This is a genomic window from Stenotrophomonas sp. HMSC10F07, from assembly GCF_001807895.1.
GTDB lineage: Bacteria > Pseudomonadota > Gammaproteobacteria > Xanthomonadales > Xanthomonadaceae > Stenotrophomonas > Stenotrophomonas sepilia.
Map to the genome: position 1 here is coordinate 1 of NZ_KV791445.1, position 14,576 is coordinate 14,576.

At 67.9% G+C, this 14,576-nt stretch carries 12 protein-coding genes; all 12 read left to right on the top strand.

All coding sequences use genetic code 11. The features are described from left to right. Positions 1–169 precede the first annotated feature (169 nt). The 12 genes from pilO (at position 170) to tkt (ending at position 14,483) form a co-directional block, all read left to right on the top strand. Positions 170–826: a type IV pilus inner membrane component PilO gene (gene pilO / locus HMPREF3114_RS17745; protein WP_053498468.1), complete on the top strand. Its 657-nt coding sequence runs from the start codon at positions 170–172 to the stop codon at positions 824–826. Beyond that, the gene (locus HMPREF3114_RS17750; RefSeq protein ID WP_005418914.1) at positions 826–1,359 is read left to right on the top strand and encodes a pilus assembly protein PilP; all 534 of its coding nucleotides are present in this window, start codon (positions 826–828) and stop codon (positions 1,357–1,359) included. The genes pilO and HMPREF3114_RS17750 overlap by 1 nt, the downstream gene beginning before the upstream one ends. 21 nt (positions 1,360–1,380) lie before the next feature. Then, positions 1,381–3,351 carry a type IV pilus secretin PilQ gene (locus HMPREF3114_RS17755; RefSeq protein WP_053498466.1) on the top strand — a complete coding sequence of 657 codons (1,971 nt, stop codon included), beginning with the start codon at positions 1,381–1,383 and terminating at the stop codon, positions 3,349–3,351. A 173-nt stretch (positions 3,352–3,524) separates the two neighbouring features. Further along, positions 3,525–4,550, top strand: coding sequence for an AAA family ATPase (locus HMPREF3114_RS17760; RefSeq protein WP_005418911.1), 1,026 nt, complete (start codon positions 3,525–3,527; stop codon positions 4,548–4,550). 8 nt (positions 4,551–4,558) lie between these two features. Further along, the gene (locus HMPREF3114_RS17765; RefSeq protein WP_053498465.1) at positions 4,559–5,488 is read left to right on the top strand and encodes a DUF58 domain-containing protein; all 930 of its coding nucleotides are present in this window, start codon (positions 4,559–4,561) and stop codon (positions 5,486–5,488) included. Continuing rightward, a complete protein-coding gene (locus HMPREF3114_RS17770; RefSeq protein WP_005418904.1) occupies positions 5,485–5,934 on the top strand; it encodes a DUF4381 family protein in 450 nt (149 codons plus the stop codon). Before HMPREF3114_RS17765 ends, HMPREF3114_RS17770 begins: the two co-directional genes overlap by 4 nt. Beyond that, on the top strand, positions 5,931–6,935 hold the full coding sequence (locus tag HMPREF3114_RS17775; RefSeq protein ID WP_053498463.1) for a vWA domain-containing protein: 1,005 nt from the start codon (positions 5,931–5,933) through the stop codon (positions 6,933–6,935). The genes HMPREF3114_RS17770 and HMPREF3114_RS17775 overlap by 4 nt, the downstream gene beginning before the upstream one ends. After that, positions 6,932–8,770 carry a VWA domain-containing protein gene (locus HMPREF3114_RS17780; protein WP_053498461.1) on the top strand — a complete coding sequence of 613 codons (1,839 nt, stop codon included), beginning with the start codon at positions 6,932–6,934 and terminating at the stop codon, positions 8,768–8,770. The genes HMPREF3114_RS17775 and HMPREF3114_RS17780 overlap by 4 nt, the downstream gene beginning before the upstream one ends. Continuing rightward, complete coding sequence (locus HMPREF3114_RS17785; RefSeq protein WP_070490194.1) at positions 8,767–10,482, top strand: BatD family protein; 1,716 nt, start codon at positions 8,767–8,769, stop codon at positions 10,480–10,482. The genes HMPREF3114_RS17780 and HMPREF3114_RS17785 overlap by 4 nt, the downstream gene beginning before the upstream one ends. Before the next feature lie 57 nt (positions 10,483–10,539). Next, positions 10,540–11,859: a dicarboxylate/amino acid:cation symporter gene (locus tag HMPREF3114_RS17790; protein WP_005418900.1), complete on the top strand. Its 1,320-nt coding sequence runs from the start codon at positions 10,540–10,542 to the stop codon at positions 11,857–11,859. 77 nt (positions 11,860–11,936) lie between these two features. Next, positions 11,937–12,359 carry a hypothetical protein gene (locus tag HMPREF3114_RS17795; protein WP_227837915.1) on the top strand — a complete coding sequence of 141 codons (423 nt, stop codon included), beginning with the start codon at positions 11,937–11,939 and terminating at the stop codon, positions 12,357–12,359. A 126-nt stretch (positions 12,360–12,485) separates the two neighbouring features. Further along, complete coding sequence (gene tkt, locus HMPREF3114_RS17800) at positions 12,486–14,483, top strand: transketolase (protein ID WP_053498456.1); 1,998 nt, start codon at positions 12,486–12,488, stop codon at positions 14,481–14,483. Positions 14,484–14,576: the final 93 nt, after the last annotated feature.

The following is a 14,576-nucleotide window of genomic DNA, read 5'->3' on the forward strand; positions in this document are numbered from 1 at the left end:
CAGCGGCTCCCGCTGCACCGGCCGCTGCACCGCCGGCCACTCCGGCCAAGCCGAACCAACCGGCCGCTCCGGCCGCCGCGCCGGCCCCGGCACCTGCCCCGAAGCCTGAGGGCAGCCGCCTGGCGCAGCCGCCGCAGGCCTTCAATGCGCTGCTGCAGGGGAACCGCGCATGAGCCAGAAGATCGATATCAAGAACCTGGATTTCAACGACATCGGCAACTGGCCGCAGAAGGCCAAGATCGTCTTCTGCTCGTTGCTGGCGCTGGTCATCATGTTCGTGGCGTGGATGCTGCTGATCAGCGGCAAGCGCGAGGAACTGGCCGGTCTGGAATCGAAGGAAGTCGAGCTGCGCGCCGAGTTCACCAAGCAGCAGGAACGCGCGGTGAACCTGGGGCCGCTGAAGCAGCAGCTGGCGCAGATGGAGCAGGTGCTGCAGCAGATGCTGCGGCAGCTGCCGAGCAAGACCGAAATGCCCGACCTGATCATCGACATCTCGCAGACCGCGCTGTCCAGCGGCCTGACCAACGAGCTGTTCGAGCCGGAGCAGGAGCAGGTCAAGGAGTTCTACGCCGAGAAGCCGATCAAGCTGCGCATGGTGGGCAGTTACCACCAGTTCGGCGCATTCGTCAGTGGCGTGGCCTCGTTGCCGCGGGTGGTGATCCTGACCATGCATGACATCAACCTCAAGCCCAAGGAAAAGACCGGCGGCAACGTCCGCAGCGGTGCACTGGAACTGTCCGGTACGGTCAAGACCTACCGTTACCTGGACGAGACCGAAGTGCAGGCGCAGCAGGCGGCCGACGCTGGCAAGGAGGGCAAGAAGTGATGCGCGCGCAGACCGTACGTGGTGCGATGGTGCTGGCTGTACTGCTGCTGGCCGGTTGCGGCCGTGGCGTGACCAGCACGCCCGGCGACGCACCGAACCTTGAGAAGTGGGTGGAAGGCGAGCGCGCGCGACCGGCGCAACCGCTGGAGCCGCTGCCGGTGATGCAGCAGTTCGAGACCTTTGAATACTCCGCGCAGGGCATGCGCGATCCGTTCACCGATGCCTGGACCAATCCGCAGCAGGGGAACGGCGGATTGCGACCGGACCCGAACCGGCGCAAGGAGCCGTTGGAAGGCTTCCCGCTGGATGCGCTGGACATGGTCGGCACCATCGGTACCGGTGCAGGCACCGTGGCGCTGGTGATGGGGCCGGACAAGGTCACCTACCGGGTTCGCCCGGGCGGTTACCTGGGGCAGAGCGACGGGCGGGTCACGGCGGTCTTCGAAGACCGCGTGGAGCTGATCGAACTGGTGCCGGATGGCGCGGGTGGCTGGCTGGAACGGCCGGCAACGCTCTCGCTTGAAGATCAATGATCGTTTACTGGGGATAGCACGATGACCTTTCACCAAGCCAAGGGGCTGCGTCCCATCCGGCGCTCTACCTTGAACCGTGTCAGCGCGCTGGGAGTCGCGCTGATGCTGGCCTGCGCTCCGGCGCTGGCTGCCGCACCGGCGGAAAAACCGGTGGGCGCCACCGTGGCACCGGCCGCTGCGCCGGCAGGCCTGTCGGTGGCCAAGATCGATTTCAAGCGTGGCGATGACGGCGCCGGGCGCCTGATCGTGCAGTTCGACGGGCAGGGCGCGATCCCTGACCTGCGCACGCAGGGCAACAGCGTGGTGGTCGACGTCGGCAATGCCCGACTGCCGGCCAACCTGCAGAAGCCGATGAACGTCACCGACTTCGCCACGCCGGTACAGCGCATCGACGCCAAGCCGTCCGGTGTCGGCACCCAGCTGGTGCTGAGTACCGGCGGTGCAGTGGAGTCGCTGGCCTACCAGAGCGGCAACGAGTACGTGGTCGAGATCAGCCCGCGGCAGGCCCCGGCCGCCGTCGGCGCGGTCACCGCCGGCAGCGTCACCCAGGCGGCCAAGGCCGTCGGCCAGCGCGGCTTCACCGGCAAGCCGGTGACCTTCAACTTCCAGGACGTGCCGGTGCGCACCGTGCTGCAGTTGATCGCCGAGGAGTCCAACCTGAACGTGGTTGCGTCCGACTCGGTGCAGGGCAATGTGACCCTGCGCCTGGTCAATGTGCCGTGGGACCAGGCGCTGGACATCGTGCTGCGCGCCAAGGGCCTGGACAAGCGTCGCGACGGCAGTGTGATCTGGGTGGCGCCGCAGGCTGAACTGGCCAAGTTCGAGCAGGAGAAGGAAGACGCGCGCATCGCCATCGAGAACCGCGAAGACCTGCAGACCGACTACATCCAGATCAACTACCACAGCGCCACGCAGATCTTCAAAGCGCTGACCGAGGCCAAGGGCATCGGTGGCAGTGGCGGTGGTGGCAGCGGTGGTGGTTCGGGCAGCTCGTCGCAGGAAGACAGTGGCTTCCTGTCCTCGCGCGGCCGCATCGTGGCCGACGAGCGCACCAACACGCTGATGATCAGCGACATCCCGAAGAAGATCGCGCGCATGCGCGAACTGATCAACGTGATCGACCGCCCGGTCGACCAGGTGCTGATCGAAAGCCGCATCGTCATCGCCACCGATACCTTCGCCCGCGAACTGGGCGCGAAGTTCGGTGTCAGCGGCAGCCGTGACAACGTGTACTTCAGCGGCAGCCTGGATGCCAATGCCGAGACCCGCAAGTCGCAGGTCGCAACAGACCTGGCCAACGCCAAGGCCGAGCGTGACTGGGAAGCCGGTGGCCGGGTCGGCCCGCCGCCGGTGAAGTCCGGCTCGGCGATCACCCGTGGCCTGAACTGGAACCTGCCGGTGGCCGCCGCCAGCAACCCGGGTTCGCTGGCACTGTCGATCCTCAATGCCGGCTACCTGCTGGACGTGGAACTGTCGGCCATGCAGCAGGAATCGCGAGGCGAGGTGATCTCCAACCCGCGCGTGGTCACCACCAACCAGCGCGAAGCGATGATCAAGCAGGGCAAGGAGATCGGTTACGTCACCATCAGCGGTGGTACCGCTGGCGGCGTGGCGACGCCGAACGTGCAGTTCAAGGAAGTGGTGCTGGAGCTGAAGGTCACTCCGACCATCACCAACGACAACCGCGTGTTCCTCAACATGCAGGTGAAGAAGGACGAAGTCGACCAGCTGATCCAGCTGGAGGGCTACGGCACCGTGCCGTCGATCAACCGCCGCGAAGTCAATACCGCGGTGCTGGTCGAGGACGGGCAGACCGTGGTGATCGGTGGTGTCTACGAGTTCACCGATCGCAACAGCATCAGCAAGGTGCCGTTCCTGGGCGACGTGCCGTTCCTGGGCAACCTGTTCAAGAAGCGCGGCCGCAACAAGGACAAGGCCGAACTGCTGGTGTTCGTCACCCCGAAGGTGCTGCGCGTGGCCAAGCAGAACTGAGCCACCGCTCCGAAGTTTTCGAAGAAGGGCCGCCCTGTGCGGCCCTTCCTCGTTTCCGCCGGTAGATCCACGCCATGCGCGGATGCGCTGTTCAGCCGTTCTTGATGCCAATCGCAAGGCACCCTGCGATGATGTCGGGAACCCGTGCCGTCCTGCGCCGGTCAAAGGCCCCCATGAACCTGCCACCGCCGATGCCCGAAACTGTCTCGCCGCCGCCCGCGCCGGCAACCTCCCGCCTGCATGCGGCATTCACCCAGCTGCGCGATGCGTTGTCGACCGAGATCGTCGGCCAGGCGGCCCTGGTCGAACGCCTGCTGATCGCGTTGCTGGCCGACGGCCACCTGCTGGTGGAGGGCGCGCCGGGCCTGGCCAAGACCACGGCGATCCGTGCACTGGCCTCGCGCCTGGAAGCAGACTTTGCCCGCGTGCAGTTCACCCCCGACCTGCTGCCGGCCGACCTCACCGGCACCGAGATCTGGCGCCCTCAGGAGGGCCGCTTCGAGTTCGTGCCTGGCCCGATCTTCCACCCGATCCTGCTGGCCGACGAGATCAACCGTGCGCCGGCCAAGGTGCAGTCGGCGCTGCTGGAAGCCATGGGCGAGCGCCAGGTCACGGTTGGCCGCCATACCTATGCGCTGCCGCCGCTGTTCCTGGTGATGGCCACGCAGAATCCGATCGAGCAGGAAGGCACCTTCCCGCTGCCGGAAGCGCAGCTGGACCGCTTCCTGATGCATGTGCGCATCGGTTACCCGGACCAGGCCGCCGAATCGGAGATCCTGCGGCTGGCCCGTGAGCGTGCCCGTGGCGCATTGGGTGAGGCCGCGCCGGCGCCGGACAAGATGCCGATGCAGGACGTCTTCGACGCCCGCCGCGAAGTGCTGGACCTGCACATGGCACCGGCACTGGAGCGCTACCTGATCGAACTGGTGCTGGCCTCGCGTGATCCATCGCGCTACGACGCCGGCCTCGGCCGCCGCATCGCATGGGGGGCAAGCCCGCGCGGTTCCATCGCACTGGAACGCTGCGCCCGCGCGCGGGCGTGGTTGGCTGGCCGTGACTTCGTCACGCCCGACGACGTGCGCGCGGTCGCCGCCGACGTGCTGCGCCATCGCGTGCTGCCCAGCTATGAAGCCACCGCCGAAGGCTGGGACGGCGAGCGCCTGGTGCAGGAGCTGCTGGCCCGGGTGCCGGCACCCTGAGCCTGCGCATGACCGATCCATCCCTGGAACAGGCACCGTCCGCGCTCGAAGGTGACGGGCTGCGTCCGCAGCTGGCCGAACTGGTCGCGCTGCGCCGGCTGGCACAGCGTCCGCCGCCGCCGCGCCGTGGCCGCACCGGCAACGCGGGCCAGGCACCGTCCCCGCTGCGCGGCCGCGGCATGGAGTACGCCGAGTCGCGCGAATACGTGGCCGGCGACGACGCGCGCCACATCGATTGGCGTGTGACGGCGCGCACCGGTCGCGCCCATACCAAACTGTTCCAGGCCGAACGCGAACGGGTCAGCCTGATCGTGGCCGATACCTCGCCGGGGCTGTACTTCGGCACCCGCGTGCGCTTCAAATCGGTGCAGGCCGCACGCGCCGGTGCTGTTGCCGCGTGGTCGGCGCAGCGCCGTGGCGACCGCGTGGGCGCATTGCGTGGCAGCGACCGCGAAGCGCCGATCGCTCCGGCAGGTGGGCCACGCGGCGTGCTGCGCGTGCTCGACGCGCTGACCCGCTGGTACGCACAGCCGCCAGCCGACGATCTGGGCCTGGAGCGCGCGCTGGACCATGCCGGTCGCGTGCTGCGCCCGGGGGCACGCATGCTGGTGCTGGCCGATCCGCAGCAGGCCATCCGCATTCCACCGGCGCGCTGGAGCGCGCTGGCCCAGCATCACGACCTCAGCCTGGTGCTGCTGGTCGATCCACTGGAACTGCACCCCCCCTCGGCGGCGTTGCAGTTCCAGACCGCACAGCAGCGCATCGGCCTCGACCTGCGTCGCAGTGAAGTGCAGGCCCATTGGCAGGCACACTTCGTCCAACCGCTGCAGGAACTGCGGCGCCAGCTCGGCGCACGCCGTGTCGACGTACAGGTGCTGTCTACCGATGCGCCCAGCGACGCCTGGCTGGCGCCGTCGCCGACCGAGGTGCCGGCATGAGCGCCGCGCTGCCGTTGCGCGATGTGCAGCTGCCGCCAGCACCGTCATGGTGGCCGCCAGCCCCTGGTTACCTGATGATCGGCGCGGTGGTCGTGCTGTTGCTGCTGGTGATCGCCGTAGTGATGTGGCGACGTCGCCGCCGCCGCCAGCGCTGGTTGCAGCTGTTCGATCAGGAACTGGCAATCGCCCCCGACGCTACAGCCGAACTGGCGGCCATCGCGGGACTGCTGCGCCGTGCCGCACGCCATGCGAAGCCGGGCAGCGAATCACTGCGCGATGACGCCTGGTGGCAACGCCTGGACCCGCAGGGCACGTTGCCCGATGCGCGCCGCAGCTTGTTGGCCGAAGGCGCCTATCGCCCGCGCGTCGACAGCAACGACGTGGCCGCTGTGCGCAGCTGGGCCCGCGAACGCTATCTGGCGATGCTGCTGGAGCGGCGCCGATGAACCTGCTGGCAAGTTACTGGCCATGGCCGGACCTGCAGCTGGCGTGGCCGCTGGCCCTGCTGGCCCTCCCGATGCCGCTGCTCATGCGCTGGTGGAAGCGCCGTGCAGAACCCGGCGCCGCACTGCGTGTGCCCTATGCTGCCGCCGAGCTCGAAGCCCTGTCTGGTGGCGGCCGTGTTGACGCGTCGTGGCTGCGCACGCTGCTGCTGTGGCTGGGCTGGTGTGCACTGTGCATCGCGCTGGCACGACCGCAGCAGCTGGGCGAAGCCATCACCCCGCCGCAGCAGGGGCGGCAGATGATGCTGGCGATGGATGTGTCCGGCAGCATGGGCGAGGGCGACATGGTACTGGGCGGCCAGGCGGTCGATCGCCTCACTGCGGCCAAGGCCGTGCTGGCCGACTTCCTGGATCGTCGTGCCGGCGACCGCGTTGGCCTGCTGATCTTCGGCGACCGCGCCTATACGCTCACGCCGCTGACTGCGGACCTGGCCAGCGTGCGCGATCAGCTGCGCGACAGCGTGGTCGGCCTGGCCGGGCGCGAGACCGCCATCGGTGATGCCATCGGCCTGGCGGTCAAGCGCCTGCGTAGCCAGCCGGAGGGGCAGCGCGTACTGATCCTGTTGACCGATGGTGTCAGCAATGCCGGTGTGCTGGAACCCCTGCGCGCTGCGGAAGTCGCACGCGCCGAAGGCGTGCGCATCCACACGGTTGCGTTTGGCGGCGATGGCAGTATGCGGTTGTTCGGCATTCCGATTTCCACCGACCAGGATCCGGTCGATGAGGCCACTCTGAAGAGGATCGCCAGCATGACCGGCGGCCAGTTTTTCCGCGCGCGTGATACCGCGCAGCTGGCCGGCATCTATGCCGAGCTCGATCGCCTGGAGCCAGTGGCCGCAAAGGGCCCGAGCCTGCGCCCTCGCGAGGAACGCTATGCGTGGCCGTTGGGCCTGGCATTGCTGCTGGGCGCATTGGCATGGCTGTGGCCGGAGCGTCGCCGATGATCGCGTTTGCTTCGAGTCTTCCCGACTGGAACGCGCTGCACTTCCTGCGGCCCGACTGGTTGTGGGCACTGCTGGCGCTGCCGCTGATCATCGCGTTGGCGCTGTACCGGCAACGGCGCAGTGATGCGTGGCGGCAGGCGGTGGATGCACATCTGTTGCCACATCTGCTGGCCACCGGCGCGAAGCGTCGTGTGCGCCTGCCATGGGCGCTGGTGCTGGGCTGGACACTGGCATCGCTGGCGATGGCCGGACCGAGCTGGCGGCAGCAGGCGCAACCGATGTTCCAGGCCAGCGCACCGCTGCTGGTGGTACTGGACCTGTCCAGCCGGATCAGCGCAACCGATCTGCCACCGTCGCGCCTGCTGCAGGCGCGCGCGAAAGTGGGCGAGCTGCTGCGCGCGCGCCAGGGCGGGCAGGTGGGCCTGGTGGTGTATGCCGATGATGCCTACACCGTGGCGCCGCTGACTGATGACGGCCGCAATGTTGCGCTGTATCTGGATGCGCTGTCGCCGGACGTGATGCCACGCGATGGCCAGCGTGCCGACCGCGGCATCGACTGGGCAACACGGCTGATGCGGCAGATCGGTGCGCTGCAGGGGCAGATCCTGCTGGTCAGCGACCAGGCGGATGGTGAAGCTGCACTGGCGGCAGCGCAGGCACGCAGCCTGGGCCTGCAGGTGTCGGTGCTGGGCCTGGGCACGCCTGCCGGTGCGGCCTACCGCGATGGCAGCGGGCAGATCCGCCAGGCTGCGCTGGATGAGGGCAGCCTGCGCGCGGTGGCCACTGCGGGCGGCGGCCGCTATGCACGCATCTCCGCCGATGACAGCGATCTGCGTGCGCTCGGTGTACTCGACGCGCGCGAAGGCACGGCGGCGCAGCGGCCGGGCGAAGGCAAGCAGTGGCGCGACGAAGGCTTCTGGCTGCTGCCGCCGGTGATGCTGCTGGCATTGCTGGCCTTCCGCCGTCGTGCGCTGCTGGCCGCGGTGCTCGCGGTCGGCCTCGTGCCATGGATGAATGACGCGCAGGCGCAGGCACCTGCGACGCAGGCCTCGCAACCCGCGCAGGGCACGCTGTGGAAGCGTAGCGACCAGGCGCAGCATCAGCGCCTGGCCGAGGGGGTCCAGGCTTACCGCAAGGGCGACTTCGCCACTGCGCGCAGGCAGTTCGAGGGTATCGACAGCGATGCCGGCTGGTACAACCTGGCCAACACGCTGGCACGCGAAGGCAACTACGACGAAGCGATCGCCGCCTACGACCGCGCGCTGGCGTTGCATCCCGGCATGGCCGATGCGGTCGCCAACCGTGCCGTGGTCGATGCCGCGCGCAAGCGCAAGCAGTCGGGTGGCAAAGGCCAGGATCAGCAGAAGCCACCGCAGAACGGGCAGCAGAAGCAGCAGAACGATGCCCCGGGCCAGCAGAACCCGCAGGGCCAGAAGCCGCAGCAGGGCCAGCAGAATCCCGGCCAGGGCCAGCCGCCGTCGGGCCAGAAGGCGCAGCCCAAGGCGGGTGACGACAAGAACCCGTCGAGCCCGCAGCCCGGCGAGCGCGGCCGCGATGGCCAGCAGGCGCCACCACAGGTGGAGGATGCCAAGGCACAGGCCCAGGCCGATGAGCAGCAGCGCCAGCGGATGCAGCAGGCGATGCAGCAGGCACGCGAGGGCGAGGCTGGCAAGGACGGCAAACCCGTACCGGGGGGGGAGGGCCGCACGCCGCGCGAGCGCGAGGAGCAACAGGCGGTGGAAGCGTGGATGCGGCGTGTGCCGGATGATCCGGGCGCGCTGCTGCGGGCCAAGTTCCAGCTGGAAAACGAACGCAGGAAGAGGGAAGGGCGATGACGCGGGCGATCAACATGCACGGGCACTGGTCACGGCCGGTACTGGCGGCGCTGTTGCTGTGGCTGCCGCTGCTGGCCTGGGCGCAACCACGCGCCTGGCTGGACCGCGACCGCATCGCGATGGGTGATACGGTCACCCTCAATGTCGAGAGCGATCAGGGCGCTCCCGACTTCACGCCATTGCGCACCGACTTCGACCTGAGCGGCCAGACCAGCAGCCGCCAGGTGGAATGGAGCAATGGCAGCATGCAGCAGCGCAACCTGTATGGCGTGGCGCTGACGCCGCGGCGCAGTGGTGCGCTGGTGGTACCGGGCCTGCAGGTGGGCAGTGTGCGCACTGCGCCGCTGACGCTGCAGGTCGATGCGGCCGCCGTGGCCGGGCCTGACAGCAATGCGATGGCCTTCATCGAAACCGTTGTCGATGACGATACGCCGTACGTGCAGCAGAGCGTGGGCGTGGTGGTGCGGTTGTATTTCGCCTCGCAGCTGGCCTCCGGCGAGCTGGTGCTGGATACCCCGGCGGGCGCGTCGTTGCAGCGCGTTGGCGACGACCGCACAGATGTGCGCCAGGTCAACGGGCGCCGCTACAACGTGGTCGAACGACGTTTCCTGCTGATCCCCGAGCGCAGCGGCGCGTTGCGGCTGTCCGGTGCGCGTTTCAGCGGGCGCAGCGCCGGAGGTTTCTTCGATGACTTCTTCGGGGGCGGCGATGGCCGCATGAATGCCACTGGCGCAGACCGCACGTTGCAGGTGCAGGCACAGCCGGCACAGGCGCCGCAGCCGTGGTTGCCCCTGCAGAGCCTGCAGCTGCGCTACACCAGCGCGCCCACCAGTGCCCGTACCGGCGAGGCAGCCAACGTGGTGGTCGAAGCGGTTGCCGAAGGCGCCACCCGAGCACAGTTCACCGACCTGCCGGTCCCCGATGCCGGCAACGCAGCGCAGGTGTTTGCCGAACCGGCACAGTACGAAGAGACCTTCAACGGCAGCACGCCGCGCCTGAAGATCACCCGCCGCTATTCGATCGTGCCGCGCCAGCCGGGTTCGCTGGTGGTGCCGGGACCACGCCTGCCCTGGTGGGATGTGCGCAACGGCAAGGCACAGGAAGCCAAGCTGCCGGACCTGACGCTGGCCGTTGCGGCCGGTACCGGCGCTGCCACTGCCTCGCCGGCAGCGCTGCCACCGATCGACACCGCTGCCGCGCTGCCGGGCAGCGATGGACAGGATGCGCGTATCGCCGCGACCGATCCACGCGCCAGCGGCCTGTCCGAGCGTCCGTGGCCGTGGATGGCGGCGGCCATTGGCCTGGCGCTGCTGTGGCTGCTGACCCTGTTGTGGGGCTGGCAGCGAGGCCGACGCCCGCGTGTGGCGGCGCCTGCAGCCGGCACGCCCTCTGTGCCGACCGTGGTGAGCGGACGCGCGGGCCTGGCCGAACTGCGCCGCGCGCTGGATGGTGAGGGTTTCGATCAGGTGGAGGCGCGTCTGTGTGCGATGGCGGGCGTGGAGCGCATCGAGCAGGTGATCGCCCGGCTGGATGACCCGGCCCAGCGCCAGGTGTTGCTGGACCTGCAGCAGGCGCGCTGGGGCGGGCAGGGCGAACTGGCCCCGTTGCGCACGCGCCTGCGTGAGGTCTTCCGTGACGGACCGCACTGGTCGGTGGCTACGGGTGCAGCAGAAACTGGCCTGGCGCCGTTGTATCCAACGCGGCGAACCTGAACCGGCGCCGCTTGCGCGCTTTGTTAGAGTGCATTCATTTTTCGAGGAAACCCGCGTATGACAGCAGCTGCTGCCGACAAGAAGAAGTTGCCCCTGCATTGGAAGATGGGCATCGGCTTTGCGATCGGCCTGGTCCTGGGACTGATCGTGCATGCCCTGGGCGGCAGCGTCGATGGTCTGCAGGCCGGTGCCAAGTGGGTCATGGACTACGTCACCACCCCGGCGTCGGGCCTGTTCCTCAACCTGATCTTCATGCTGATCGTGCCGCTGATCTTCTCGGCGCTGATCATGGGCGTATCGGAGATGGGCGACATCCGCGCCCTCGGCCGCATCGGCTGGAAGACCCTGGCGTACACCGTGCTGCTGTCCGGCATCGCGGTGGGCATCGGCCTGGTGCTGGTCAACCTGCTCAAGCCGGGCGCGGGCGTCGATCCGCAGGTCGCCGCCATGATGCTGTCGGAGAACGCCGAGCGCAGCAAGGAAATCGTCGCTGGCATCCATGGCACGCCGAAGGGCATGGACATGCTGCTGTCAATCGTGCCGAGCAACGTGCTGCAGGCCGCGTCGGACAACGGTGCGATCCTGTCGCTGATGTTCTTCGCGCTGATGTTCGGCATCGGCATGGTGCTGACCGACAACGAGAAGGTTGCCCCGCTGCGCCGCGCCATCGAAGGCGTGTTCGAAATCTCGATGACCCTGATCAACCTGGTCATCCGCCTGGCCCCCTATGCGGTGGCCTGCTTCATGTTCAACCTGGCCGCGCTGTTCGGCTTCGAGCTGATCATCCGTCTGGGCGCCTACGTGGGCGTGGTGGTGCTGGCACTCGGCCTGCACATGGTGGTGACCTACGGTACTGCCGTATGGCTGTCTGGCCGCTCGCCGCTGTCGTTCTTCCGCGACACCCAGGAAGCGACGGTGATGGCGTTCTCCACCGCCTCCAGCAACGCCACCCTGCCGACCGCACTGCGCGTGGCCGACCAGATGGGCCTGCCGCAGCGCGTGTCGCGCTTCGTGCTGACCGTGGGCGCCACCGCGAACCAGAACGGCACCGCGCTGTTCGAGGGCGTGACGGTGATCTTCCTGGCCCAGTTCTTTGGCGTGGACCTGAGCATTGGCCAGCAGATCATGGTGATGGCGGTCTGCATCCTCGGCGGCATCGGCACTGCTGGTGTGCCGTCGGGCTCGCTGCCGGTGGTGGCGATGATCTGCGCGATGGTCGGTGTGAATCCGCTGGGCATCGGCCTGATCCTGGGCGTAAACCACTTCCTGGACATGTGCCGTACCGCCCTGAACGTGACCGGCGACCTGGCCCTGACCACGCTGGTGGCCAAGGGCGAGTCGCATGACGGACCGGCGCTGGGCACGCCCCTCGATTGAACGCGCCCTGAATGCCATGGATACTATCCCGACGCATGGAAGGCGTCGGGATTGGCGCCGTGCGAAAGGGAGCAGAAATGAGGATTTCGTACGTGATGGTCGCCGCCCTGGGCCTGCTGGCTTTCGACGCCAGTGCCCAGAAGGCCTGTGAAACCAACTACACCAAGACCGGCAGCTTCTTCGCCGGGCGCACCTTCACCACCTGGGACGTGGTGCCCAACGTTACCCCGGCCGACGCTCTCAAGCGTATCCAGATCGAGGGCGTGAAGTCGGGCCTGAAGGTGGCCAGCGTGGACAAGGACCTGGGGATGCTGACCCTGGAACAGAACGTCCAGTTCAATGGTGGCCAGACCACCCTGCCGTGGAACGTGCTGGTTGAAGCCGAGGGCAAGGGTTCCAAGATCACCGTGACCAAGACCACCCCGGCCACCTACGCCACTGGCGAGGACTTCCAGAAGAAGTCGATGTGTGGCGTGATCGAGGCCGCCGCGCCCAAGTAAGGGGTTGGCGGGACCAGATCCCTTTCACTGGCAAGGGATCTGGTCCTACGCCTGAACCCGGCCCCGGGTCTGTGGGACAATAGGCCGCCCGCACGTCCGCGGCCGCCTCCCGATTCCGACAGAACCATGACGCAGCCTACCCGTCGCCAGTTGGCCAACGCCATCCGCTTCCTCGCCGCCGATGCGGTTGAAACCGCAAAGTCCGGCCACCCCGGCATGCCCATGGGCATGGCCGACATCGCCGAAGTCCTCTGGAACGACTACCTTCGCCATAACCCGAGCAACCCGCACTGGTTCAACCGCGACCGTTTCGTGCTGTCCAACGGCCACGGTTCGATGCTGCAGTACGCGCTGCTGCACCTGAGCGGTTACGACCTGCCGATCGAGCAGCTCAAGCTGTTCCGCCAGCTGGGCAGCCACACCGCCGGCCACCCGGAGCGCCACGAGACCCCGGGCGTGGAAACCACCACCGGCCCGCTGGGCCAGGGTTTCGCCAATGCCGTCGGCTTCGCCCTGGCCGAGAAGCTGCTGGCACAGCGCTTCAACCGCCCGGAGCTGGAAGTGGTCGACCACCGCACCTGGGTGTTCATGGGTGATGGCTGCCTGATGGAAGGCGTGTCGCACGAAGCCGCCTCGCTGGCCGGTACCTGGGGCCTGCACAAGCTGGTCTGCTTCTGGGACAACAACCACATCTCCATCGACGGCAACGTCGAGGGCTGGTTCACCGACAACACTCCGGAGCGTTTCGAGGCCTACGGCTGGAACGTGGTGCGCGACGTCGATGGCCATGACCCGGAGAGCATCAAGGCCGGCATCGAGGCCGCGCTGTCGCAGAGCGACAAGCCGACCCTGATCTGCTGCCGCACCACCATCGGCTTCGGTTCGCCGAACAAGGCGGGCAAGGAATCCAGCCACGGTGCCCCGTTGGGCAAGGACGAGCTGGAAGCCACCCGCAAGCAGCTGGGCTGGGAGTACGGCCCGTTCGAGATCCCGCAGGCGATCTACGATGGCTGGCGCGCCAATGGCGCCGGCACCCTGCGCCAGGCCGAGTGGGAACAGCTGTTCGACAAGTACGCCAGCCAGTATCCGGCTGAGGCGTCCGAGCTGACCCGCCGTTCGCATGGCGAGCTGCCGGCCGACTTCGTTGCCAAGGCCGATGCCTACATCGCCCAGGTGGCCGCTGAAGGCCCGACGATCGCCTCGCGCAAGGCCTCGCAGCTGGCCATCGAAGCCTACGCGCCGCTGCTGCCGGAAATCGTCGGTGGCTCGGCTGACCTGGCGCACTCCAACCTGACCCTGTGGAAGGGCAGCACGTCGGTTGCCAGCGACGACGCCAACGCCAACTACGTGTACTACGGCGTGCGCGAGTTCGGCATGACCGCCATCGCCAATGGCCTGGCCCTGCACGGTGGTTTCATTCCGTTCGACGCCACCTTCCTGGTGTTCAGCGATTACGCCCGCAACGGCGTGCGCATGAGCGCGCTGATTCCGGCCCACGCCATCCACGTCTATACCCACGACTCGATCGGCCTGGGCGAAGACGGCCCGACCCATCAGCCGGTGGAGCACCTGGCCTCGCTGCGCTACATCCCGAACAACGACGTGTGGCGCCCGTGCGATGCGGTCGAGTCGGCCGTGAGCTGGAAGGCCGCGATCACCCGCCAGGACGGCCCGAGCTGCCTGGTGTTCAGCCGCCAGAACCTGCCGCACCAGCCGCGCAGCGCCGAGCAGATCGCCCAGATCGAGCGCGGCGGTTACGTGCTGGCCGATGCTGCCGGTACCCCGGACGTGATCCTGATCGCCACGGGCTCGGAAGTCTCGCTGGCCACCGAAGCCAAGGCCCAGCTGGACGCGGCCGGTATCAAGACCCGCGTGGTCTCGATGCCGTCCACCGACGTGTTCCTGCGCCAGGATGCGGCCTACCGTGAATCGGTGCTGCCGAACGCGGTGCGCAAGCGCGTGGCCGTGGAAGCTGGCGTCACCGGTTTCTGGCGCCAGTTCGTCGGCCTGGACGGCGCGGTGATCGGTATCGACACCTTCGGTGCCTCGGCCCCGGCCGACCAGCTGTACAAGCACTTCGGCATCACCACGGCGCACGTGGTGGAGGCCGCCAAGGCGCTGTAAGCAGCCTCTCGGCGCAACAAAGGAAAGGCCGGCGCGAGCCGGCCTTTCTCGTTGCCGGAAGAAAAAGGGGACGGAGGGAATTAAGTCGTTTGT